Here is a 22584-nt window from a genome sequence, read left to right on the forward strand (position 1 = left end):
GAATAGAGAGAACTTAGGGATGGCAGCAGGGTTCGATGATCTAGACGGCGCCTTGACTAGCGAGAACGGCTTTCGCTGTTTTGAAGAGAATGCCAATGTCAGTAATTAGGGACCAATTCTCCACATAGTACAAATCGAGCCGAATACTCTCCTCCCAAGTGAGATTGGAACGTCCGCTCACTTGCCAGAGCCCGCTCATTCCAGGTTGGACGTAAAGCCTGCGCTTGGCGGCGTCGTCATACAAGGCGACCTCACCGTCACGCTGAGGGCGAGGCCCAACGAGACTCATATTTCCCAGAAGAACATTGAACAGTTGTGGAAGTTCATCTAGGGAGTACTTACGCAGGACTCTGCCGACCGGAGTGATTCGGGGATCATTCTCAACTTTGAATAGTGGTTTATCTGCGGTCCCTTGGGCATCGAGTAGACCGGCTAGCTGGGCGTCGGCATTCACAATCATGGAACGAAACTTAACCATATTAAAAGTTCTTCCGCGAACCCCTACACGTTCCTGTGTGTAGAAAATTGGTCCTGGGCTGGACGCCTTCGTCAACAAGGCTAGCACTGCAAATAGTGGGGAGAGGAAGATGACCAGCAGTCCAGCTCCGACTAGGTCAAAAGCTCGTTTGGCGACCCGTTTTCCACCCTCCAGCTTGGGCGTGGTGACGTGTATTAGTGGTAAGCCGGCTACCTGTTGGGTATGAATGCGCGGTCCCGCAATATCCGTGAGTGCTGGAGCAACTATCATGCCGATGTTGGCTGCGGCTAAGTCCCAGCCCAATTGACGGATCGTCTTGGGCGGAAGGTGAATGCCGGCAGTTATTGCCACGGCGTCTGCGTCGCAATTGCGAACGGCATCTAGAATCCCGGCAGCAGTGGGGTCACCGCCATAAATGGGGAGGTCGGGCACTTCATCCAAGACGCGATCTGCGCTGCCTTGAAGGTAGGCGCCAATGGGGGTGTAGCCGGCTTGTGGGGAGCGTCGCAACGATTCTGCAAGGTGGCCAACAGCTCGCGGACCGCCGACAAGCAGAAGGCTGAAATTATGCGAGCCTTTTGCGCGGGCCACGGCCAGATGCTGCCTCAGGATCCAACGCCCGGCAATGAGGCCGATGGCACCGATTGGGAAGGCGATTCCTACATAGCCACGAGCCAGATCCATTTGAAACGCGTAGGACACAATGGCTAGGGCACCAAAGAGCCAAAGACTGGCTGCCAATACTCGTTTGAATTCGTCCGGGCCGGAGCCCATGATGCGGGGCTCGCGGCTTCCCCATGCATGCAACATGAGCCACCAAGCACAAGGGAGAAAAACAGTTACGAGTATATAAGGCGTTCCTCCAGGCAAACTGTGGTCTTCGAGGCCGAACCGGATAACGTGGGCCCCAACCACAGCCCAAATCACAATTACTGCGTCAATAAGCATCATTCGAAACACATAGTTGCGTCGCCAGTCCGTGTACTTCAATTGCTTCCCCCACATAGTGATGATTAGTTGATGAATCAGGCGCTGCGACGAGAAGTTCTGCCACGCAGGATGTCGTCAAAAGCGTCTTCAACGGGCGGTTCATTGACCTCGTCCGCAACACGCGACCTTCTCGCTGGCTGCTGAGTGGTCTGCGTGTTGGCGGCATACCCGTAGTAGCTGTAGGAATAAGCGTCGGGACCCTTGACAGGCAGTCTGTTTAGGACCACGCCGAGTATGTCCGCGTCCACCAGTTCTAGTGTTGCAATAGCCCTCTCCACTTGGGGCCGCTTAGCGGTGTGGCAACCAACCACCAGTACAACGCCACCAACTTGTTGGGCCAAAACAGCGGCATCCGTAACGGGGAGGAGGGGCGGTGCATCGATGACAACCGAGTCAAATGCCTGCTCCAGCCGTAGGATCAACTGTTTCATTTCAGCAGAGCCAAGAAGTTCGCTTGGATTAGGTGGAATGCGTCCTGAGGTCAGGACATGGAGTTCATTCTGTCCCCAAGGCTGCATAAGGTCTTGTACATCAGCCTGACCAATGAGCGCAGTGGTGAGTCCCGCATGGCTCTCCAAGCCCAAATACGTGGCCACCATTGGGCGGCGAAGATCGGCATCAATGAGCGCAACTGACTGGCCCGATTCTGCCATTGCGATGGCAAGATTGGTGGCAGTAGTACTTTTTCCTTCACCCGGCAGTGATGAAGTGACCAGAACGGTTTTGCTCTTGTGGCTAACATGTGCGAACTGAAGATTGGTTCGGAGCTGCCGGAATGCTTCTGCGCGCGGACCATGAACGGAGGCAGCATTTACCAGGGGATTCTTGGTGGCATCAGAGTCGAATGCGATTCCACCGAGGACCGGCGCTTGCGTGATCTGCGTCAAGTCGCGTTCGCTCCGGACCCGTGTATCCAATGTCGTGCGAAGCAACGCGGCTGCTACACCTAGGGCCAATCCAACAACGAGCCCCAATGCCAAGTTGATCTTGGTATTGGGTGCAGAGGGGGCAACCGGTGCTATGGCAGGTGTGACCACTGAAACGCGTACAGGTGAGAGGCCGCCCGCTGCTGGTGCTTCCAGATTGTCCACGGCCTTGATGAGACTATTTACCACACCTTGTGCGATCGCAGCCGCCTGCACCGGTGAGTCGTCCTCAACCGAGATTGTTATGAGTACGGTTTTCAGGTCCGAGGAAGCTAAGACTTTAGAAGCGAGTTGCTGCGGCGTTTCTGTCAGCCCGAGTGTATCGATCACCGGTTGCAGCACTGCAGGTGTGGTTGCTGTCTCAACGTACGAGGAAACCCGGGCCTGGATGAAACTGTTACCCGTTTGTAGATCTTGTACCGACCCCGAGTTCTGAGTCGCCACAAAGAGTTGTGTCTCTGCCGCGTAGATGGGTTTCATCAGCACCGAAGCAAGCCCCCCAACCAACAACCCGATCAGTGTCAGAGCAACAATTGTTATCCAGTGGCGCCGCATAATAAGCAGGTAGTCCCGTATTTCCAAGAGCAAGTTCCCCCGTAAGGTATAGCGTTCACATTTGTTGTCAGGGCAGACCTGATCTAACTCTATGCATTTTCACTTGTAATCATACCGGGTCACAGAATCCGACGAGACATGGAGACTGCCGGCGTACTGGGGTCAGCGCCCGCTGACCTCGACAGTTCCAGAGGCTCTGTATCCGGTGGATGGCATCTTACCCGTCCTATTGTTAAGCGTCGCAGCGGATGACCGTGTGTAGTCGTGCTGCCTAGCGACATGGCGTGGTGAGTTGGATTCCCCTGGTGGCCTAGTGACGTTCTTCGTTGGCGGCGTGAGCCTGACGATGAACCCTTGGTCGGGGACTTTTTGTTTCCAGATATCAAGACGAACGAGACCGGTGCTAGTTTTGAAGCCGCAACAGGTTCTCGTTGACGCGAAACGAGTCGCTCGGTTGCATAAAGGCAGCCACGATCTGGTCGCCGTCGAATCAAAGATCTCTGGCCGTGAACTTGTTTGCTGGGTGTGCCGTGGTCGGCTCAATCCGCGGGGTGGAGCGTGTGATCCGGTGCGGGGTACCGGTGGTGAACCGCCATTGTTGCTTCTACGAGCTGGCGACACACTCTCAGATAATGCGTGCGCAAGGATGGAGAAAGTCTTCACCACGGACGATCCGATCGGGAAACTCAAGGCAGCCTGAGAGGTGAAAGAACAAGTGAGATTCTTGTTGCGCACCGGCTCCTTAGAAGATGCCGAGCTGGCCAAGGAACGCCTCGAAGAGTTGGTACAAGAATCGAAGCAACCGGAGACGACCAGGCTCTGGCGGACTATTTGCCGCTGGTGGAAGGAAATCGAGATTCTCATCGTTACCGGTGCCACTACAGGAAAAGTCGAGGTGAACAGCACCAGTATCAAGCACATCAAACGAACTGCTCGTGGCAACCGCAACCCAAACAAGTACACATCAGTTATTTTCTTGAGAAATGCCGCCCGAACGACGGTATGACACTCACCCAGGAATCCAAATCCCCACGAACCACCAAGAGCCCTCAAAACCCGCTACCCCAGCACCGACCTCCTCCTCTGATACAAAATTAAGAACCACGCCCAGCACCGCACAGCAATTACTTCACCCTGTCCCGAGCCCGTCACCGACAACCGCCACAAAGCCAACAGCAAAAATTTCACTCCCAAACGCAACAATAAGTACCGTCTGCCGACGGTCATCCCTGATCCAGGGGAAATCACGGCTCAGTAAAGTTTGAGGCTAATCTTGATCCTGGAGTCTCCGTCGACCGTATGTCAGTTGTGCCGTCTTCTCCCATGTACAGCGGTTAGCCCACGAAAGCGCATTGAGACCCATTTGCTGGCGTTGGTCGTTGTCGGTGAGGAGTAGTGTGAGTGCGTCGGCCGTTTCAGTCGGATTGTCAGGCTCAACCAAAATACCAGTGATGCCATCAAGAACAACAGCAGGTATTGCATCCACTCGGGCGGCTACTACTGGGATTGCCCTACTAGCGGCCTCAAGGTAGACAAGACCAAACCCCTCCACGCGCCGAGGGTCTTCACGTCCAAGAAGGCAGAAGACGTCTGCAGCACCATAAGCGGTAGCCAATGCTTCGTCGGAAACCTTGCCCATGAACTTGATTCTTACTCTCGAGTTAGCGGCCGAGGTGGAAACCCGCTGGAAATATGCATCGTTACCAGGACCGACGAAGACCAGCTGTACTTGCGCAGCGACGTTCAGAGGGAGCATCGCCATGGCGTCCACAACCACATCCTGTGCTTTTCTGCGCTCGAATCGGGCCACACATAGAATGACGGGTTCGTTCGGGTTCAAGTCGAGAGCCTCCTTGCATTCAGCTTTGGACTGGTCCGTGTGAAACTCCTCTGGTCGCACTCCAAGTGGCGTAACCATGTCGACATCTCGTCCCAAACGCGATCTAACCAAACTTGCTGTATAAGCGCTGTTTGCGATCAGCCGACATCCTCGAAAGAATATCCGTTGCAACAAATTCTTTAAAGCACCTGCACCTTTTACGTCAGTGCCGTGGCATGTCACTACGAATCTTGAAGGATTCGTCAGAGGAAGTGCGATGCGTGAAATTACAAGTGCTCGATAGTCAGTCGCGTGTATAACGCTGGCTTTCTGTGCCTTGAATGAACTCCTAACCGCACGGATCGCCCGGAACATAGCAAAGGGTTCGAAATTCTGCGGTGTATTGAATCTCGTGACCTGGGCGTCGGAAACAGCGATTCCATGTGTAGGCGCTACGACTCTGACGTCCCAACCAAGCTTTCCAGCAGCGTGCACCAGTTCCGACCCATAGCGTCCGATGCCACCGGCAAAGGGAGCGTATTCGGTGGCGACTAACAAAATACTATTCACTATTTGGTATTCCTCTGGCGAAGATAGGTTGTTATTGTGTGTGTTAATGCGACTGGTCCGAGGATCCAGCTTTGAGCCTGCGATTTCCGCCAAAGCACGAGTGCCATAATTATTGCGCATAATGCTGTACCGCTACCGGACGCGAGACCCACGAGTGCAATGTCACCCGTTCTAGCAGCTACGATCATGGCAGCCAGTGTAAGCGCGGCTGCGGAAACTTGAATCCACATGATTATGATTTGTCGACCGTCACGCAGGAGAATAGTTCCAGCAAGACCCATGGCGATACTTACGAGCTGTCCTAGCATTAGCCAGATTGATGCGGCGGAAGCCGCGGCATATTGCTCGCCAAAAAGCCAACCGAAAAAATCAGATGCCCAGAACCCGGCGAGTAGGGCAATAGGAGCGACCAATACAAATAGCATCGTCATGACAGCACGAGCAATCACGAGCTGCTCGCTGGAATCCTTGGAACTCTCCGGTCTAACTGACAGTATCGGCATTACGGCAACGTTGAGCATTGTCTTAAGATTACCTAAGAGGTTGCTAGTGCGACTGATTAGAGCGAAAGATGCCAGGGTGAGCGCATTGAAATGGGCTGCGACAATTAGTGTATCTGCATAACTCAGCACGACTAGTGCAACGTTTGCTATTGAGAGAGGCAAGCCGGATTTGACTAGCGTCCAAAGATGTTCTGGCCGTTCAGGTGGATGAGCTGTAAGATGCGCGTGGCTTTTCATCAGGCGGCGTATAAAATGCACGCCAATGAAAAGTGAAATGGCGGTGGAGCCGACCAAAACTAGAAGCAGAAATTCAATAGAAATGTGGACCTGAAACTGGAAATGCGCAATACAAGTTATCAGCAGGACGAGCAGCCTAGGTAGAGCAGGTCCAGCCACAGTCGAGAAATCGGCCCGTCCCCAAGTGCGCGGTAAATCTGCGAGCATAATTCTAGCGTTCTCCAGCGCCACCAAAAATCCAACTAAAATCGCCACACCCGGGTCAACAATAGAGAGGAACGGGCCGACGGCGGCAGCGACTCCAGCCGCCAAGCCTCCGGCAAGGGAAGAAAATAGCGTGACGGTCGCGATCGCCCTAAATCTATTGGATAAATGAGCTTGATCGGAATTAACAAGAATGATGACGCCAAGGCGTTCCAATCCGAGGGAAAATAATGCTGGAGTCATCGTTGCAATCGTGAGGACGACTAAATAGTCTGCCAACGCAGTTCCCCCGAGGATTCTGGCGAAGACTATGTTTGAGATGAATAGTGCCCCCTGACTGGTTGCCGCACTAGATCCGGTCCAGATAAGGTTGAATACGAGGCCGCGACGACCCGTACTGATTTTTGCACTCTGGTTTCGGTGGCTCATTTAGGCTAAGCCTTGACCATTCCCGCTTTTGCGGTTTCTGATATCGCCCTGTATTGGTCGGAGGAGGGGTCTATGCACTTACTGAAGCGAGGCGTCCGTTTCACGCTTTGTGAGCGTAATAGTGAGTACCCGAGTCTTGCCGTAGCCGTAAAGTAGCCCTGAATACCCAAAGTTAACCGTCCGGCAGCTATATAGTTGAGACGGGCCATCTGACGTGCTGATCTTATGGTTGAATACTGCTTATCGAAGAATGTGCCGGTGCGTTTAATATGTATACCCAAAGTATCGCTCAGATTCACGACGCGGTATCCAGCGATAGCCATTCTGAGCCAAAGATCGAAGTCGATCCGTGCCTTAAGTAGGGAGTTGAAACCTCCCAATTCCACTGCAACTTGTCGTCGGTAAGTAGCGCAGCTGTGACAAATCGGAAAACCACTTGCCATCGCGCGACGCATATTTTCGTCGGACGTTGGTGGTGAAACCTCGAATATCGATGCAGCGTCGCTACTGTTGCTCAGATGCACTTCGAAGTATGCGGAGCCGACTACACCCAAAGAAGGGTCCGCGACCAATGCCTCAACCTGCTTAGAAATACGGTTTGGAAGCATAAAATCGTCCGAATCAAGATTGGCTATGAATTCGCTTCCTTTAGCAGCATCGAGGGCAAAATTTAGAGCGCGGACACGCCCAAGTCGGCCCGTTGAATAGACTTCAATTAACCGACTGCCAAGTGACTCTATAACGCCCTGTGTGTTATCGGTTGAACCGTCATTCACTACGATAATTTTGAGTGGCCCTGCGTAGTCTTGCAGGAGAGCGCTTTTTAGAGACTTATAAATTGTACTCTCAGCGTTGTATGCGGTCATTATAACTGCGACTGCAGGCAGGTGCTGGGTTAGCGTGGAGGGGGGATTAAGAGATGTCACGGCGGCCTTTCGATTGAATTACAACAGCCTGAGGTAAGTGAGATGTGAGCTTCGATGCAACCATCAGGCTAGGATCCCCATGGCCGCCACCGTGTAACTCTACATGACGCGATAGGCGTCCGACGGCAATCATTAGGCACAGCAATGCGCCGCGCTTGAATGTAGTGTCCTCTGAGATTGCAATTACGAGGTAGACAACTAATGTTCCAATTGCATAGAGGACGTCAGTACGTGTGGCGTGCACATTTAATCTTCTGATTCTGTGGATTATTAAGGGAACTGACCATAGCGCCACAGTAAAAAGAGTAACTCCCAACCATCCCAGACCTAAGTAGACTGGAATGTAGCCGTTGTGCGCGGTGTGAACGGTGGGCCCTGCAACCATCTGAATGGCAGACTGCATTGCCGATCCCGAATATAGTTGAGCTGCGAAGCCTCCGCCGAACCAGGGCTCGAGTTCGCCCCAAGTTAGTAACACCTGCCAAATATCCGTGCGTCTCGTAAGGGTCGCGTCCTTGCCGAGCAGCGCCAAAAGTTGGCCGCCGACGAGCCAAACCGTTCCTACTAGGACTAAGACTCCGGCTATGAATGCAAGAGGTCTGCCATGCTTCAATCGGTGGGTTCGCAACTTCGGAAAATAGATGCGTGATGCCATGAGTTGAATTGCGAGTGCCGCCAGCGCGGCCACCAGCGCTCCTTGTGACCGCGAAAGGAGCAAGACTAGACCGAGCAGAACAATTCTGACGATACGGCCCTTACGGCGGCCATAGGTGACGACGTGCAGAAGGGCAAAGGCCGCAAATATTCCTAGCTCATTCTTGGAACTCATCAGGCCATGCCAGCCATCGTCGCTGGCATTATTTCCAAGTTCCGGCACCAGAATTCCGGAAATTAGGCAGGCCACCGCAATCGAAACGAAAGCGAGTTGAACTGTCCTCGATGAAGAACGATCGCCCCCTAAGCGTCCGAGCCACAGGCCAATCACAAGTTCGGCAAATGCAACGGCCAGTGCTCCCGTAGTCTGCTTGGGTGAATCACTCCATGCAATACTGATTGTGCCGTAGAGAAAAAAGACTGCAATAAAGGGAAAGCATTTAGTGGCTTGTAGTGGGCGCGATGAGCTCAGCGCAAGCATGGCACTTACAATTACCAACCCATAAAGTACGAAATTTTGGGTAGCAAATCCAGAGTGTGCATAGAGCATCGCCATAATCGTTAGCGCAGCACCGAATAACGATACGTGTTGGGTTCGATTACTGACAGGAAACGCTCCAGGTGGTCTGGAATTCGATTTGATATTCACGACACGGCCTTACAGGTGGCGAGCACAGCGTTAACTTGCCTCGTTTCATTTGTTATTTCCCCAACTCTTCGCTGAACGGCCATGGTTGATGTGTCATGTTTGCCTGCGAAGCAGTAGGTATCAATGAGTGTTGGTGCCTTGTTAACGGATTTATACTTGGGGACTCCGTAGCCCGGGCGTGACTGAACGTGCCGAACCAGAATAGGGACGTCCGGCGTCAGGTCGTCCAAACCGCTAGTCTGAAATCCCTCACACCGTGCCGTAGGGACATTTAAATCGGCTGAAACGCGTTGTTCCAACAACTCCACTGAGATGAGCCAATCGGTTAGGATTACGTTGTTGTCGTCGATTTTTCTGCTGCGGCGATCATATCCATAACCGATCCAATCGGACTGTCGATCATGCTTCCGTCCCCGGGAGGCGACGCTACTAATCGGCGCGACTAGGATCGGATCGTCCTTCGGAACGTTTCTACCAACTATCGTGTTACAGGACCGACTTTGAACCCTAGACGTATTGATCATCCCCTTTGAGGATGAGGCGTTAGAGACGACGAAAGTCGGAACAGACTTACTAAGGTCCTTAGCCCCGGGAAGCTCTTCCGCGGAGCCCACGGCGAAAGCTCTTGTAATGTGCGCCAGCATTCGCTCATCTACCCAAAACAGCATTCGACGTATCCATCCACTTCGTCCTTGGAACGCGAAAGCGTTTGGCGGGTAGTCGGCAGTCGATCCGGGTAGGACTCGAGCAAATAGGGCTGCCCAGCTGAATTCTGCGTGGACAATGGCTGCCTCTGCGGAGGCCCTAATCCTCCGCAGAGCCCCTATCCGGAGTGGGGCCCCGCAAGAGAGGAGGTGCACAGAGGTCCTATCCGAAGTACCATCGTTCCCTTCAGGCCAGGGAACGATGTGTTTGACCGCGACGGCGTTCTGCGCGATGGAGCGAATGACGGTAGGGTCACCGCCCACAACGCACTCGGTTACGTGGAGAATAGTTGCCAACGAGAATGACTGCCTTTCGAAGCAAACACGTGCTGCAGGGTGAATTGGAGAAGTAGATTCGTGTTGAGCCATGCATACAAGGAACGAAATCGAGGTCAGTGCTTAGAACCCTTAAGAAAGGTCAGTGCTTAGAACCCTTAAGAAATCGTGGCAATTTCGAACTTTGCTCGAACTTTGTTCGAACTTTGCTCGATATCGGCCGTGAGGTGGATACAAGTAGGACCAACGGTGCTTCTCTGAAATTCTAAAATAGGGAACTCTCACAAAATTTGCCAATAACTATCACTTACGTAGCAAATGGATATCGTGGCTTCTATCCTCGCTTGGCAATCTCTACTCCCCTCATAGACCTCTTGGCTGGTCTTAGGTACTCGGATAGGAATAAGCCGTGTCGTGCGTGCCCAGCGTACTGCCATATTCTTTTCCATTGTTGTCCTGTAAATGTCCGGCAAAGATATCCGCAAAGCGTAATGCGTTAACTGCCCCACATCGATCCTTTACGCGTTCCTCCGACTGGACAAAAATTACGACCAGTCTACAGTGTAGAGCGCGCATCGCATCACCTGGAGGGGACCAGCCGTGATGTGATTCTCCACACTAGAATCGGAATCTTGGTACTCCGGTGTTGAACGTCGACCCGTCTATGTTTGTCAAGCGTTGCTCGGTCCCATACGCGCGATGGAAAGCGACATTTCTTCAGCTCGTTGACGCCAAAGAGCTGTCGCTGCAATCTGCGCCTCACTCAGAGGCTTCCGAGCATCGATACCTAGGTCAATGGTCCGTAAGAGAGCAGTGAGTGCGTTGACGTTGGCTGTCCGCTCATGCGTCATCTGTTCTTTTGCGGCCACCAAAATATGGAGGGCAGCACTATTTCCGAAGTCCTGTCGTGGATTGCGTATATTTTTTCTTAAAGTCGTAGCGGGGCCGCAGCAATAGCTTCGGCATCCAACGGATCTGACTTCCCTGCACGGCGCCGGGCAGGAGCATATATCCGCGGCGCTTCCACCACTCGTTACCCGGTCCTTGAAGCAGCGCCGGCCAGCAAAGCACCGTAACTGCCAACTCCTTCAGTGACCCAGAGCGTATCTGCGTCGCCTTGAGTGCGACGCGCTCCCCAGGCGATCGCACGCTTTCTTCCTGAGGATGTATTCGGGAAGGCTTCGGGGCCAAGTTGCTCACCGTTGGCTGCAGTCACAGCATAAGTATGGGTACGGGCGTGGGTATCTACACCAAAGACGAACTGACATAGGTGCGCGACAGTGGACGCCTAAACTGGTTCCTTTCTCGTAGGCGTTCAGAAAAATCATGCCGTAGTCCGGCCGCGGCATGTTGAAGGTCACTCGCGAGGCATTCCTGTGATGAGCCACGGGCACAATGTCTGGGCAATCTTCTTATCAAGCCTTCGAAGCGGACAAGGCGGGCACTAGCCATTCCCGGCGTGACGGGACAATTCGGATCCAAGGCCCACGTTGGGCCGAGCGGGTGCCGAGCCACCGTCAAGAAAGGACAACCAGTACCTACCCGGCCACCCAGTCACAGACCAGCCACATCAATACTCACAGGGGGTGTTGCCACCGAGATTGGGATGGCAGCGAGGTCATTGCGGATTAGGGCGCGGCGCCAAAACATGGGCGCCTGTCATAACGTGGATGTAAGACTTTGCTACCGACGGTTGGTCGGCCTTGAACAAGAACTAGTTCAAAGGAGCACTAGCCATGATCACTAATGACGTCCGAATATTCCTGGGCCTAGATGTCGGTAAAACCGACCACTGGGCCTGTGCCTTCACCAGAGACGGCACGAAAATCTGGAACACAACCCTTCCCAACGACGAATCTAAGCTCACCACCGTCTATCAACAGATGAGTGCCAAAGGCACTGTTCTCGTCGTCGTGGACCAAACCGCGACCATCGGCGCCTTAGCTGTCGCTGTGGCACAGCACCTTGGTATCCCGGCTGCCTACCTGCCAAGGTTATCGATGCGACGGATCGCGGACATGTATCCGGGAACCGCGAAAACCGGTGAAAAAGACGCGTTCATCATCGCGGACGCGGCTCGCACCATGCCTCACACCCTTCGCAGCATCGAGATTGCTGATGAGGATGAAGCCACGTTAGGCGTGCTCACCGGTTTCGATCTGGACTTGGCACGCCAGATCACGCAAACGAGCAATCGAATCCGCGGGCTCTTTACCCAAATCCACCCGCCTCTGGAACGCGCTCTTGGCCCTTGGCTCGACCACGACGCTGTTCTTGACGTCCTTGCTTCCTAACCAACCAACTCATCTGGCTGCATGCTCAGCGCCTTGATGCAGGCAACCACCTAGAGAAAATGGTGGAGGCCCACCCTCTTTAGCCGGTCCAGACTTCCTTGTCAGGGGTCGCCGTCAGGACCGCAGCGATCATCATCGCCGAGATATTCGGCAAGATTTTTAGCAGCGCCAGATCCTTAGCCTCGTACGCAGGTTTGGCGCCAACCACGCGCCAGTCGGGCACCTCGATCAAATCCGAACGCGTCAGCCACTCAGGGAACAAACGCCTGAAACGCGCACTTTTCCTCTCGGCCTTCGCTTCGATCAGATTCGACCCCACCAGCCGTGCCTACCACGACCGGAAACGCGCCAAGGAAAACGCCACAATCAAGCCTTGATCGCACTAGCTCACCGCCGACTCACGGTCCTGTTCGCCATGCTTCGAGACGGTTCACTTTTCGATCTTCCCGAGCTAAAAGCTGCTTGAAAAAACACATAGAGGCACCCTAAGAAGCCGGCGTGGTAAAAGAGTCATTGACATGAGCGTTGAACAGGCAGACAGGAGCAGGTATGACGACGGTAGTGGGCGGCCCCGGGCAGACCGAGGCGGCATTGCCGATAAGCGAAATGCCCTACCCGGATTGTTCTGCAAGGCTGCGTCCCCACGGGCATGCCCGGACTGTCACCGTGCTGGGCCTGAGCGATGAACGGCTGACCGTGCGGCCACGGCGCGCCGGCCGCGCCCAAGTTTTGTTGCCGGCCACATTGTCCACGCGCCGGACCGACACCCTCGAGGTCATCGGTACCCACATGGGCCGGCTCCTCACGACGCTGCGCCGCTGGTTACGCTGGGTACGGCAATCGCACGCCCACTGGCTGTACGAGCAGGCAGTCCGGCACGCGTTCCGCGTCAACCCCGACAGCGTAGTCCGCTTCAAACAGTGGCCGAGCCTGCTCGGCTAGAGCTTGAATATATTGACCGGCACCGCACTGGCCTTCCGGCAACACGTGGACGCCGAGCTCCCGCCCTGAACACTGATCGGGCTCTTCACACGAGGTAACCTGCAAAGTCCGCCACTACGCACCTGAAAAAGCGACGAGACCATGAATTGCTGTGGCCAGAAACAGGCGTCACCATGACGACGCAACTAATTGCTATCTCCTCGCGCCTGGCAGTATGCCGGCCACCGCGCCACGATGACGACTAAACCTGCCAATACCATCGGCGTTCAACGCGGCACCGCCATCGTCAAATAGGGCGCCCGAAAACACCCTCCGCTACCGAGCTGACTTGCTCTGTCACTGTAGTAGCGCTCCAGCCTGACACATAGGGTGCCGAACATTCGGCTAGGCTTTGATAACGATCAACAGACTGTTGCACCATTACCTTCCAGGCGCGAGAGATAAACGATTTGGGTCATCGTTGAACGTAAGAAAATGAGATTAATCGAATGAGTTAGGGTCGTGAACCCATAGGTCATGCCCGACTGCACGAAAACTAAGGTGCCGACAACATGGACTCGGCGCAAAAACATTGAGGAACAGGCTGCTTGCAAGATGGAACGACCAATGCGCATACTTCACGTGACGGAATCGATGGCGGCAGGGACGGCAACCCTCTTGCAGTCAATCTCCAGGAGGCAAATTGACGAGGGAGCTCACGTCTCGGTCTTCTACCTGTCTAGGCCTGAATCGCCTTCTCCTGCAGAACTTAGACAGCATTTCAACAAAAACACACGTTTGAAGTCATTCACCGTTGGGCATTCCAAATTCAAAAATTATATTGCCTTGGTGAAAGCATTATTTCAGGCCGAAAATAGTGATCTATTTGATGTTATACATCTACATTCAGCAAAAGCCGGAATAATTGGTCGAATTGTACATCTCTTTTCTTCAAGAAGTACAAAGATTTTTTACTCTCCACACGGATTCGCATTCCTGAGAGAGGATCTCCCAAGCGTAATGCGAGGCATTATTAGGCATATCGAATCATTACTCTCCTTGATAGGTGACGGACTAATATTAACTTGCAAGAGTGAAAAGCGCATAGCTGACGACGCTCTAATATCTAAACACACTTTTATCATGAATACGGGCGTTGACGAGCATTCAATTGTGCAACATGGAAACTCGACCGGCGGATTGAGTCGCGATAGTGAGAAAGGGAATCGACGACCACGTGTCGGAATTGTGGCAAGAGTTACCTACCAGAAAGCGCCCTGGAAATTTCGGGCCGTGGCAGATTCGTTGGCTAAAGAGGCTGACTTTATCTGGATCGGAGGCGGGGATCGCGACAAAGAACTGCTCTGGTTGGGTGACAACAAACCGACCGGATGGCTATCACCAAGTGATTTAAAAAAAGCAATGACAGATCTCGATATATTCTTATTCCCTACTCTTTGGGAAGGTATGCCTTTGGCGCTCATACAGGCACAAGCAGCGGGCATCCCCGCCGTAGTTTCAAATATTGTTGGGAATTGCGATGTGGTGGTCGATGGTGAGACTGGATATATTTGCGATTCGGATGACGACCTGATCGAACGAACACAAAGGCTAATTCGAGATTCGGAGTTGAGAAATAAAATGTCAAAGGCTTCGCAAGAACGGGCAATAACAAATCTTACTGATCGAAATCTCGGGACTCAGTCCATGGCCATTTATCTAGGAGCATCGGAATAATGATGAAGAAGTCTTTGATAATAGGGGGAAATGGATTTATTGGTTCTCATTTAGCTGATAAACTAGTAGAGATGGGTAGGGAAGTTACAGTATTCGATCGGTTTTCTCACGGGATCCGTAATTTTATTTCGCCAGATATTCGTACGCATGCAGGTGATTTTCTTAATGTTGACGATCTTCGTAGTGCGGTTGCAGGAAAAGATGAAGTTTTCCATTTTCTTTCAGTTACGACTCCGGCAACGGCCTACAACGATCCCTTACTTGACATCAGGGTAAATACCGCCCAATCTGTCGCACTTTTTGACGCGTGCGTGCGCGCGAATGTTCCTGATGTTTACTTTGCGTCATCTGGAGGAGCGGTCTACGGAGAGACGCCGCATGCTACATTGCGCGAAGAAAATCAGACGAACCCCAAATCTCCTTATGCTATTTCCAAGTTATCACTCGAGCATTATCTAGAATATTTTCGCGTTACCAAAGGGTTGAATTATCGCATATTTAGGATTTCGAATCCGTACGGGCCCCGACAGAATCCAGTTAAGCCACAAGGGTTGATTCCCATTGTCTTGCGACGCATTTTATCGGGACAGTCCGTAGTCCAGTTCGGAGATGGCTCGATGGTTCGCGACTATTTGTACGTAGAAGATTTGGTCGACATGATTTCTTCGAGCTTGGAGGTGAAGGGAAATTATCAAACCTATAATCTTGGAAGCGGTATTGGAACGTCGGTCTCGGAGATATTTGGTATTATCCGTCAGATTACCGGTATTGAGTTTCCCATCGAATATCGCGAGATGCCACCGACGTATGTTCATCGTGCTGTTTTAGATATGACTCGATTTCAGGATGATTTTGCGACGAAAACTAAGATTTCTCTGAATCAAGGTATCCACAAAACATGGGAATCGATTCAAATTCCTAATTAACGCTTAATGAGGTAGTCTAATGCGTGCTCTGCCCTGAGAAACTTCCAGCAATTATCAGAATCAATAGCTTGAAAAGTAAAACAGAGTTGCATGCGGATAAAGGTATGATGGTGTGCCGAAGATTCAGGGCTCCGGTCGGCGATGTAATGCCTTTAGTATCGGGTCTTATTTTGATGGCGTATTTGAGGATTACCTTTGTGCCGACGTAGCGGATTTCGGTGGCTGTGAGGTGTTGACAGAGCTCGTCGATGGCCTGGGTTTTGGCTTTGGTGGTTAGCGGGTCCAAGGTGATAATCAGGTGGCCGGGTTCGAAGGGGTCTATGTCATCGGACTGGTTGAAGGCCTGGCGCAGCAGGGCGGGGGATTTGTCGTCGACGCATTTGTAGCCGGCGTTGGTGCGAATCTCTCGGGTGATGGTCATCGCGTGTTGGTCGAGGACCTGGGCCTGAGGCATCAGTGGCCTTCCGTCCGTCGTGGTGATTTCTGGTTTCGTGTCCTTGAACAAAGGTGGCTCGTAGCCCTGTTGGGATGGATGTTCTGACACATTCATCGATGACAGGACTACGAGCCTTGAACGAGCTTACTTTGGTGCACCCTGGTGCTGTCACCACGATCTTCAATCTGGACGATTACCGAGTCCTGAAAACCCAGACATAGAGTTTTGGCCAACGAAGAATCTGAATTAAGACCACTGGTGAATTCGTGTGCCCGGGGCGGAATTTTCAAGTTAAGCGGTACCGCGGTGAGTCAGACAACGGAGAGCCGCTTTGAGCTTCCCGGTCGGATCGTCGGTGGTGAAGACTTTCTCGGCTCTCCTCGGTTCGTGGTGAATTCCATTGTTGTCATGGATGATTCACCGCTGTTCGGGCGGCGCTCCTGAGCATAATACGTGCTGTGTAGTCGGCGCTATTGACGAATCCACGACCGGTGCGTTTGATGTGTTTGATGTGCTGGCGTTGTTGGCTTCTACTTTTCCTGTGGTGGCGCCGGTGACGATGAGAACTTCGATCTCTTTCCACCACCGGCACATGGTCCGCCACAGCGTGGTCGTCTCGGGCTGATTGGATTCCTGCTCGAGATGTTCAAGGTCTTCCTTCGCCAGCTCGGCATCCTCCAAAGATCCGGTGCGCAGTAGCGTCCGGACTTGTTCTTTCACGTCCCAAGCCGCTTTGAGGGCTCTTGGTGGTTCGTGGGGATTTGGATTCCTGGGTGAGTGTCATACCGTCGTTCGGGCGGCATTTCTCAAGAAAATAACTGATGTGTACTTGTTTGGGTTGCCGTTGCCACGAGCAGTTCGTTTGATGTGCTTGATACTGGTGCTGTTCACCTCGACTTTTCCTGTAGTGGCACCGGTAACGATGAGAATCTCGATTTCCTTCCACCAGCGGCAAATAGTCCGCCAGAGCCTGGTCGTCTCCGGTTGCTTCGATTCTTGTACCAACTCTTCGAGGCGTTCCTTGGCCAGCTCGGCATCTTCTAAGGAGCCGGTGCGCAACAAGAATCTCACTTGTTCTTTCACCTCTCAGGCTGCCTTGAGTTTCCCGATCGGATCGTCCGTGGTGAAGACTTTCTCCATCCTTGCGCACGCATTATCTGAGAGTGTGTCGCCAGCTCGTAGAAGCAACAATGGGTGTGCCCAAGCTGGATCCACGGCCCGTCCGCGCCGGCCATGAACCTGGTGAGAGAGTTATTGGCGAACCTCGGTCTCAGCCTGGTTCGCCAGAGAGACCAGGTGGAAGTGATCCACCGCCACCGCTGTTCTAGGCAGCCACATCCGTAGTGCTATGCGGAAGGCAGCTGAGGGGTCAATGGCCATTACGTGCACTCCGAGACGCCAGTCCAATGGTCGTTGGATCAACCACGCCCCAACGCCTGTGTGGTCGCGGCCGCCTACAACGCCCAGGACTTGACCGCAATCGAGGTCAACGATGGTTGTCATCTCTTGTCTCGAATCGTTGCCACGCCTTGGTATCTGGGTCTTTGAAGTAGCGAACGGAGCGGAAGCGGTGCTCATCAATGCCGAGCATCCGTGGCCTCACAGCATCGACGTCTGGGAACTTGAGCAGGCAAGCTTCGTTCACTGCAGCCCTGACCATCCACCAAGAGACAGCGAACCCGGCCGCGGTCTCTGACAAGGCCTGGCCTGAGCGGATCACTGCATCCACCAAATGATCGTGGAGCCTGCCCGTAGAGCGCGCCCTAGTAGGAACTTGGCTGGTGGATTCAAAGAACGACAGCCGCTCACACGCCAACTCGTGGCAGTACCAGCGGTACTTTCGCCACAACACCTCAATCTTCCCGGCGACGGGAATGTCGCGGATCCGTTGGAAGCGGCGTTCCTTCCTGCGTGTAGCCACCACTCCACAGCTAGGACAGCCCTTTGGTTACTCGCTTTTAACAATGACTTGGCGGCAGCCATCAGCGGTCACGACCGTAGATATGACGCGGTAGTCGGGCAGATTGAAAAGCATGGTGGCAGCATCAACCGCCATGACGGTAGGCTCGTGGTCCTGTTCAGGTTGAACGCGTAGATAACACTCATCCCAGCAGGGCCACGGGCCCTTTGTATAGCTAAATCAAGAACTCAAATCACCACAAACCACGAAGAGCCGGTTAGCCCCATCAGCCGGATTCCCCCGGCAAGGGCCATCACGGTGTTGTATGCGGCCGTCCTGATCGCGTGGGTAATCAGCTTTACTTGAGAATCGAGGACACGCAGTCCGGGAGCGAGTTCACTTAATGGCAAGCGTGCCGGGATATCCCCGGCACGTTGCATCGATATTTTCGTACCCGGCATCGTAGCGTAACCAATATCAGTGGTGACCGGTTCCACTAGCGTTGTGCTGCCGGGGGCGGAGCGCTTGAGTATTCTGGCGTTCCCAGTCGAGTAGTACTTGAACGGCGGGCGTGATTTGTTGGCGCATTTGTTCATATACATCGTCAGAGCGGCGGTAGGGGTCGACCACGTCGTCGTCTTCGGGATTGTGGCCCTGCAGGCTGCGGGCACGCAAGGCCAGCGGGATCGCGGTGGACCACCTGTGGGCAACGACTGCACCCCGTGGTGTCGGCACTTGCGGTAGAATCCTGGCCAGTTCGCGCAGCGTGAAGGTTTTTCGCAGTAGCGCTGGACGGAGTTCAACGATGCGGCTTCTGTGCTTTCTCGTCAAAGCAAGAACCAGGTCCTGAGTGTCTAAGATTTCTGGAGTTAGCTGACGTGCAGCAAATCCTTCCGCCGAAGCTCCGAGGACACGGACAAATCCTTCAATGTGCGGTTCCATGGCAGAGCCCAGCAGGGCGCCGGTACCGGCACTCTCTACAATGTAGGCGCCGGGTGTAATTAGGTCGAGGCCTTGCTGGAGGAGCCGTTCCACCATGGGGGAGCGGCAGATGTTGCCGGTGCAGACGGTCAGGATCCTGAAGGGAGGAGTGACGCTCATGAGATCACGTTACAGTGCATCGTCCAGATTCCTGCATCTGGGGCGCTGAGGGTCGGGCAGACGCAACCGATACAGCCGGTGGACCACGTAGTAAAGGGCCGCGCCAATTCCGGCACCGATGGTGTTGGCTAGGACGTCAAGTCCTGTCGCGTACCTTTCGGGCAGGAACAGACATTGGCTCAATTCAATCAGGCAGGAAGCCAGAGCCCCGATAATGACGCCCAGCCCCACGTTCTTGAACCAAGTGGCTGCGATGTAACCCGTGGGAATGAACATGGCGATGTTGGATGCGAACTCTACTTTGTTGTAACCGATGTAGATGGGCATGCCGTGCTGATGGAGCCAATCAAGGATCATGTGCAGCTGCCCGCTGGCGGGGCGGTCCACGGGGGTGGGCCAGAAAACTACTAGGACCACTCCGACGAGGTAGACGAGGGTAGCTGCATTGGCGATTTGGTGGTGTGGCTTGTTCATATGACTCAGTCTTGTTGGTAAACCTCCGGAATGCCGTCGCCGTTGTCATCACGCGCTTCCAGCTTTGCCAGTCTACGGTAGTGTCGGTTGTGGCTGCGCAGCACGACGGTGGCAAGCAGTGCTGCGATGATCGAACCAGCCAGGATGGCCATCTTCGCGTGGCTGTAGTGCGGGGCGCTTCCAAAACGGAGTTCGCTGATCAGCGGGGACACAGCGAAGCCCACCCCTGCCAGCAACGCAAGCCGATGACATCGATCCGGGCCAGTCCGGCATCGAGCTCTGCCTTGGCAGTTTTGGTGAACAGCCGGGTTTCGCCGAAGACGCCGATGAACTTGCCTGCCATCATGGCCAAGCCGGCAGGAAAACCACGCTAAACCGGCCTACGGGTAGTCAATCACACACAGATAAGTTCGGGCACGGCGTGGGAGGTCATGAGGTTGTGGATCACGGTGGGGCGTTCCTCGCCGGTGGCTTTGGCACGTGCGATCTCGCGGAGGGCTACGAGCGCGGTGCCGGGGGCGGTGGCGCGAAGGGTGTGGTTCAGGTAGGACTGGGCGAGGTCGCGGATCTCGGTGAGCCCGGTCTCGGAGGAGAGGGGGACGGCGCCGGCCTTGGTCATTTTCATGCCGTTGTATTCGGCCGGGTTGTGGCTAGCGGTGAAGACCACGCCTGCGGCGTTGAGGATTCCGGAGGCGAAGTAGAGTTCATCGGTGGAGATCAAGCTCAGGAGTTTCACGTTCGCGCCGCGGCTCGAGGCGCCAGCGGCGAAGGCTTGGGAGAACTCGGGGGAGGAGGGGCGCATGTCGCCGCCTACCAGTACCGTCTGCCCTTTCAGTCCCAAGACCTCTACAAATGCAGCACCCACGGCTTGCACCGAGGCTGAGGTGATGGATGTACCCACGATCCCGCGAACATCGTAGGCCTTGAAAGAGTCGGACAAATTAGCGATCTAGTCTTGCTGTTTAGCCATAATTTCTATGCTTTAGATTCTAGAGGACGTCGGTGTTGCCTTGGGCTTTGAGGCCGTCGACGGCCTTTTTGACCAGCTGTGAATGTGCCAGCGTCGTGATCAGGAGGGCGTCGGGGGTGTCGACGACCACGACGTCTTGGATCCCCACGAGGGCGATCACGCGTTTGGTGTCGGAGACAACGATCCCGGTGCTGTCTTCGGTGAAGACGCGGGCCCCGTCACCGATGACCTTCACGTTCTTACTTTCCGTGGCGCTGCTCAGCCGTGCGATCGCGGCGAAGTCTCCAACATCATCCCAGCTGAAGTCCGCCGGAATCACGGCAACATCACCAGCATCGGCGGCCGGTTCGGCCACCGCGTAATCAATGGCGATCTTGGGCAGGGTCGGCCAGACACGATTCTTCACCGCAACCCGCTCAGGAGTATCCCAAGCCAGAGCAATCTCCATCAGGCCTTCATAGAGTGTGGGCTCGTTGGCTTTCAAGTGCTGAAGCATCAATTCCACCGGGGCCACGAACATTCCGGCGTTCCAGCTGTATTCACCGCTAGCAAAATACTGCTCGGCGATTTCCTCGTTGGGCTTTTCCACGAACTTCGCCACGGCATGGGCACGCGGGGCACCAGCAACCACCAACGGCTCACCGATACGGATGTACCCGAACCCGGTAGAGGCATGGGTTGGCTTGATACCAATCGTGACGATCTTCCCCGTTGCCGCCGTGTAGATAGCCTCACGCACGGCCTCTTGGAACTTCTCCACCGGGCTGATGACCTGATCCGCGGCAAAGGAACCCATAATCGCGGACGGATCCCGAGTAAAGAGGATCGCCGCAGCCAAACCAATGGCCGCACCGGAATCCTTAGGTTCAGTCTCCAACACCAGGTTCTCATCAGCGATCTCCGGCAACTGACGACACACAGCCTCGCGGTGCGCATCCCCCGTCACCAAAAGGGTACGGCTGCCACTGAGAGGTTCAAGCCGGTCATACGTGGCACGAATCAAGGTACTGCCACTACCGGTGAGGTCATGCAGGAACTTCGGGGCAGCAGCACGGGACAACGGCCACAACCGCGTACCAACTCCACCAGCCGGGATCACAGCATAAAACCTGTCCAAAGGATCCAATGTGGGCGCAGCTGTGCCGCCGAAAATTTGAGTGTTCATGATTACACCATACTTTGCATTTTTGCAGGTAAGGTAATGCCCTGAAATCAATATACCCTTGTGTGGTTTATTGCTGTTTTCCTACTGAATTATTTTGCTAATACTTGCAAGTAACATTTCCGCATAACGCAGCGGATCTCGATCAGGCAGCACTAAATAGGGAGATTTGAATCAACGCTGCGTCATCCGTGAACAAATGAGACACGCGTGGGGCCCGGGAAAGTCAAGTCACAAGCTAGCCAGGACCGGTATGCGAAATGTCGAGAATGTGAATTCTGGTATAACAGTATCGACGAAGAAGGTTCAAGCGCAGGGTGCAACACACCGGCCGAGTTAGTGCTGCCTAGGTTAAAGTACCTGAGTATGTTTGCGTTCCCACGCGATGAGTACTTGGATAGCTGGGGTGACTTCACGGCGCATCGGCTCGTAGACGTAATCAGAGCGGCCGTAAGGATCCACAACATCATCGTCATTGGGATCGTGACCGCGCAGGCTGCGAGCTCTGAGCGGGAGGGGGATTACGCGCCCCGACCCATCATGCCGCTACATCTGCACCTCGTTGAGTTAGGATATCCAGCAGGATTCTGGCCAGTTCGCGGAGTGTAAAGGTCTTCTGAAGGAGAGAGCGGGCGAAGCTCAACTATGCGCATTCTGTAGGCCCTTGTTGGGGTGCCCCTATGTGTTTTTTCAAGCAGCTTTTAGCTCGGGAAAATCGTAAAGTGAACCGTCTCGAAGCATGG

20 protein-coding genes and 3 pseudogenes are annotated in these 22584 nt (G+C 54.0%); 5 read left to right on the top strand and 18 right to left on the bottom strand.

The window, feature by feature from the left end; all coding sequences use genetic code 11:
* Positions 1-40: 40 nt before the first annotated feature.
* Entirely contained in the window at positions 41-1483 is a 1443-nt protein-coding gene (locus ACP7B9_RS12360; protein ID WP_425863778.1) for a sugar transferase, read from the bottom strand.
* Positions 1484-1503: 20 nt separating this feature from the next.
* Positions 1504-2976 carry a polysaccharide biosynthesis tyrosine autokinase gene (locus ACP7B9_RS12365; protein WP_425863779.1) on the bottom strand — a complete coding sequence of 491 codons (1473 nt, stop codon included), beginning with the start codon at positions 2974-2976 and terminating at the stop codon, positions 1504-1506.
* 676 nt (positions 2977-3652) lie between these two features.
* On the opposite strand from ACP7B9_RS12365, the gene ACP7B9_RS12370 reads away from it, so the two are divergent.
* Entirely contained in the window at positions 3653-3955 is a 303-nt protein-coding gene (locus ACP7B9_RS12370) for a transposase (protein ID WP_425863781.1), read from the top strand.
* A 261-nt stretch (positions 3956-4216) separates the two neighbouring features.
* Here ACP7B9_RS12370 and ACP7B9_RS12375 read toward each other — a convergent pair whose 3' ends face one another.
* From ACP7B9_RS12375 to ACP7B9_RS12395, 5 genes and pseudogenes are all read right to left on the bottom strand, one after another.
* Entirely contained in the window at positions 4217-5338 is a 1122-nt protein-coding gene (locus ACP7B9_RS12375) for a glycosyltransferase family 4 protein (protein WP_425863783.1), read from the bottom strand.
* On the bottom strand, positions 5338-6711 hold the full coding sequence (locus ACP7B9_RS12380; protein WP_425863785.1) for a lipopolysaccharide biosynthesis protein: 1374 nt from the start codon (positions 6709-6711) through the stop codon (positions 5338-5340). Before ACP7B9_RS12380 ends, ACP7B9_RS12375 begins: the two co-directional genes overlap by 1 nt.
* 5 nt (positions 6712-6716) lie before the next feature.
* A complete protein-coding gene (locus ACP7B9_RS12385; protein WP_425863787.1) occupies positions 6717-7637 on the bottom strand; it encodes a glycosyltransferase family 2 protein in 921 nt (306 codons plus the stop codon).
* Positions 7624-8940 (bottom strand): O-antigen ligase family protein, encoded by a 1317-nt coding sequence (locus tag ACP7B9_RS12390; protein WP_425863789.1) that lies wholly within the window; start codon positions 8938-8940, stop codon positions 7624-7626. Before ACP7B9_RS12390 ends, ACP7B9_RS12385 begins: the two co-directional genes overlap by 14 nt.
* Before the next feature lie 1672 nt (positions 8941-10612).
* A pseudogene (locus ACP7B9_RS12395) lies at positions 10613-11205 on the bottom strand (IS110 family transposase); the annotation flags it as partial.
* 451 nt (positions 11206-11656) lie between these two features.
* Between ACP7B9_RS12395 and ACP7B9_RS12400 the strand changes: the two are divergent.
* The 4 genes and pseudogenes from ACP7B9_RS12400 (at position 11657) to ACP7B9_RS12415 (ending at position 15798) form a co-directional block, all read left to right on the top strand.
* Positions 11657-12680 (top strand): annotated as a pseudogene (locus tag ACP7B9_RS12400) (IS110 family transposase).
* Positions 12681-12739: 59 nt separating this feature from the next.
* On the top strand, positions 12740-13156 hold the full coding sequence (locus ACP7B9_RS12405) for a hypothetical protein (protein ID WP_425863791.1): 417 nt from the start codon (positions 12740-12742) through the stop codon (positions 13154-13156).
* A 633-nt stretch (positions 13157-13789) separates the two neighbouring features.
* Positions 13790-14872, top strand: coding sequence for a glycosyltransferase (locus ACP7B9_RS12410; protein WP_425863877.1), 1083 nt, complete (start codon positions 13790-13792; stop codon positions 14870-14872).
* The gene (locus ACP7B9_RS12415) at positions 14872-15798 is read left to right on the top strand and encodes an NAD-dependent epimerase/dehydratase family protein (RefSeq protein WP_425863793.1); all 927 of its coding nucleotides are present in this window, start codon (positions 14872-14874) and stop codon (positions 15796-15798) included. The genes ACP7B9_RS12410 and ACP7B9_RS12415 overlap by 1 nt, the downstream gene beginning before the upstream one ends.
* A gap of 16 nt (positions 15799-15814) precedes the next feature.
* Here the strand turns inward: ACP7B9_RS12415 and ACP7B9_RS12420 are convergent, their stop codons facing one another.
* The 11 genes and pseudogenes from ACP7B9_RS12420 to ACP7B9_RS12470 form a co-directional block, all read right to left on the bottom strand.
* Positions 15815-16219: a hypothetical protein gene (locus ACP7B9_RS12420; RefSeq protein WP_425863795.1), complete on the bottom strand. Its 405-nt coding sequence runs from the start codon at positions 16217-16219 to the stop codon at positions 15815-15817.
* 432 nt (positions 16220-16651) lie between these two features.
* Entirely contained in the window at positions 16652-16954 is a 303-nt protein-coding gene (locus ACP7B9_RS12425; RefSeq protein ID WP_425863797.1) for a transposase, read from the bottom strand.
* Positions 16955-17014: 60 nt separating this feature from the next.
* Complete coding sequence (locus ACP7B9_RS12430) at positions 17015-17317, bottom strand: transposase (protein ID WP_425863799.1); 303 nt, start codon at positions 17315-17317, stop codon at positions 17015-17017.
* Between the two features lie 168 nt (positions 17318-17485).
* Positions 17486-17737 carry a transposase gene (locus ACP7B9_RS12435; RefSeq protein ID WP_425863800.1) on the bottom strand — a complete coding sequence of 84 codons (252 nt, stop codon included), beginning with the start codon at positions 17735-17737 and terminating at the stop codon, positions 17486-17488.
* On the bottom strand, positions 17721-18155 hold the full coding sequence (locus tag ACP7B9_RS12440) for a hypothetical protein (protein WP_425863802.1): 435 nt from the start codon (positions 18153-18155) through the stop codon (positions 17721-17723). Before ACP7B9_RS12440 ends, ACP7B9_RS12435 begins: the two co-directional genes overlap by 17 nt.
* Before the next feature lie 456 nt (positions 18156-18611).
* Complete coding sequence (locus tag ACP7B9_RS12445) at positions 18612-19235, bottom strand: low molecular weight phosphatase family protein (protein WP_425863804.1); 624 nt, start codon at positions 19233-19235, stop codon at positions 18612-18614.
* 9 nt (positions 19236-19244) lie between these two features.
* On the bottom strand, positions 19245-19709 hold the full coding sequence (locus ACP7B9_RS12450) for a VanZ family protein (RefSeq protein ID WP_425863805.1): 465 nt from the start codon (positions 19707-19709) through the stop codon (positions 19245-19247).
* 5 nt (positions 19710-19714) lie between these two features.
* Positions 19715-19921 carry a hypothetical protein gene (locus ACP7B9_RS12455; protein WP_425863807.1) on the bottom strand — a complete coding sequence of 69 codons (207 nt, stop codon included), beginning with the start codon at positions 19919-19921 and terminating at the stop codon, positions 19715-19717.
* Positions 19909-20061 carry a hypothetical protein gene (locus ACP7B9_RS12460; protein ID WP_425863808.1) on the bottom strand — a complete coding sequence of 51 codons (153 nt, stop codon included), beginning with the start codon at positions 20059-20061 and terminating at the stop codon, positions 19909-19911. Before ACP7B9_RS12460 ends, ACP7B9_RS12455 begins: the two co-directional genes overlap by 13 nt.
* A 186-nt stretch (positions 20062-20247) precedes the next feature.
* Positions 20248-20658, bottom strand: a pseudogene (manB, locus tag ACP7B9_RS12465) (phosphomannomutase/phosphoglucomutase); the annotation flags it as partial.
* Between the two features lie 40 nt (positions 20659-20698).
* Positions 20699-21844 carry a mannose-1-phosphate guanylyltransferase gene (locus tag ACP7B9_RS12470; RefSeq protein WP_425863810.1) on the bottom strand — a complete coding sequence of 382 codons (1146 nt, stop codon included), beginning with the start codon at positions 21842-21844 and terminating at the stop codon, positions 20699-20701.
* Between the last annotated feature and the right edge of the window lie 740 nt (positions 21845-22584).

Origin of the sequence: Arthrobacter sp. TWP1-1 (assembly GCF_049897845.1) — a bacterium.
Taxonomy (GTDB): domain Bacteria; phylum Actinomycetota; class Actinomycetes; order Actinomycetales; family Micrococcaceae; genus Specibacter.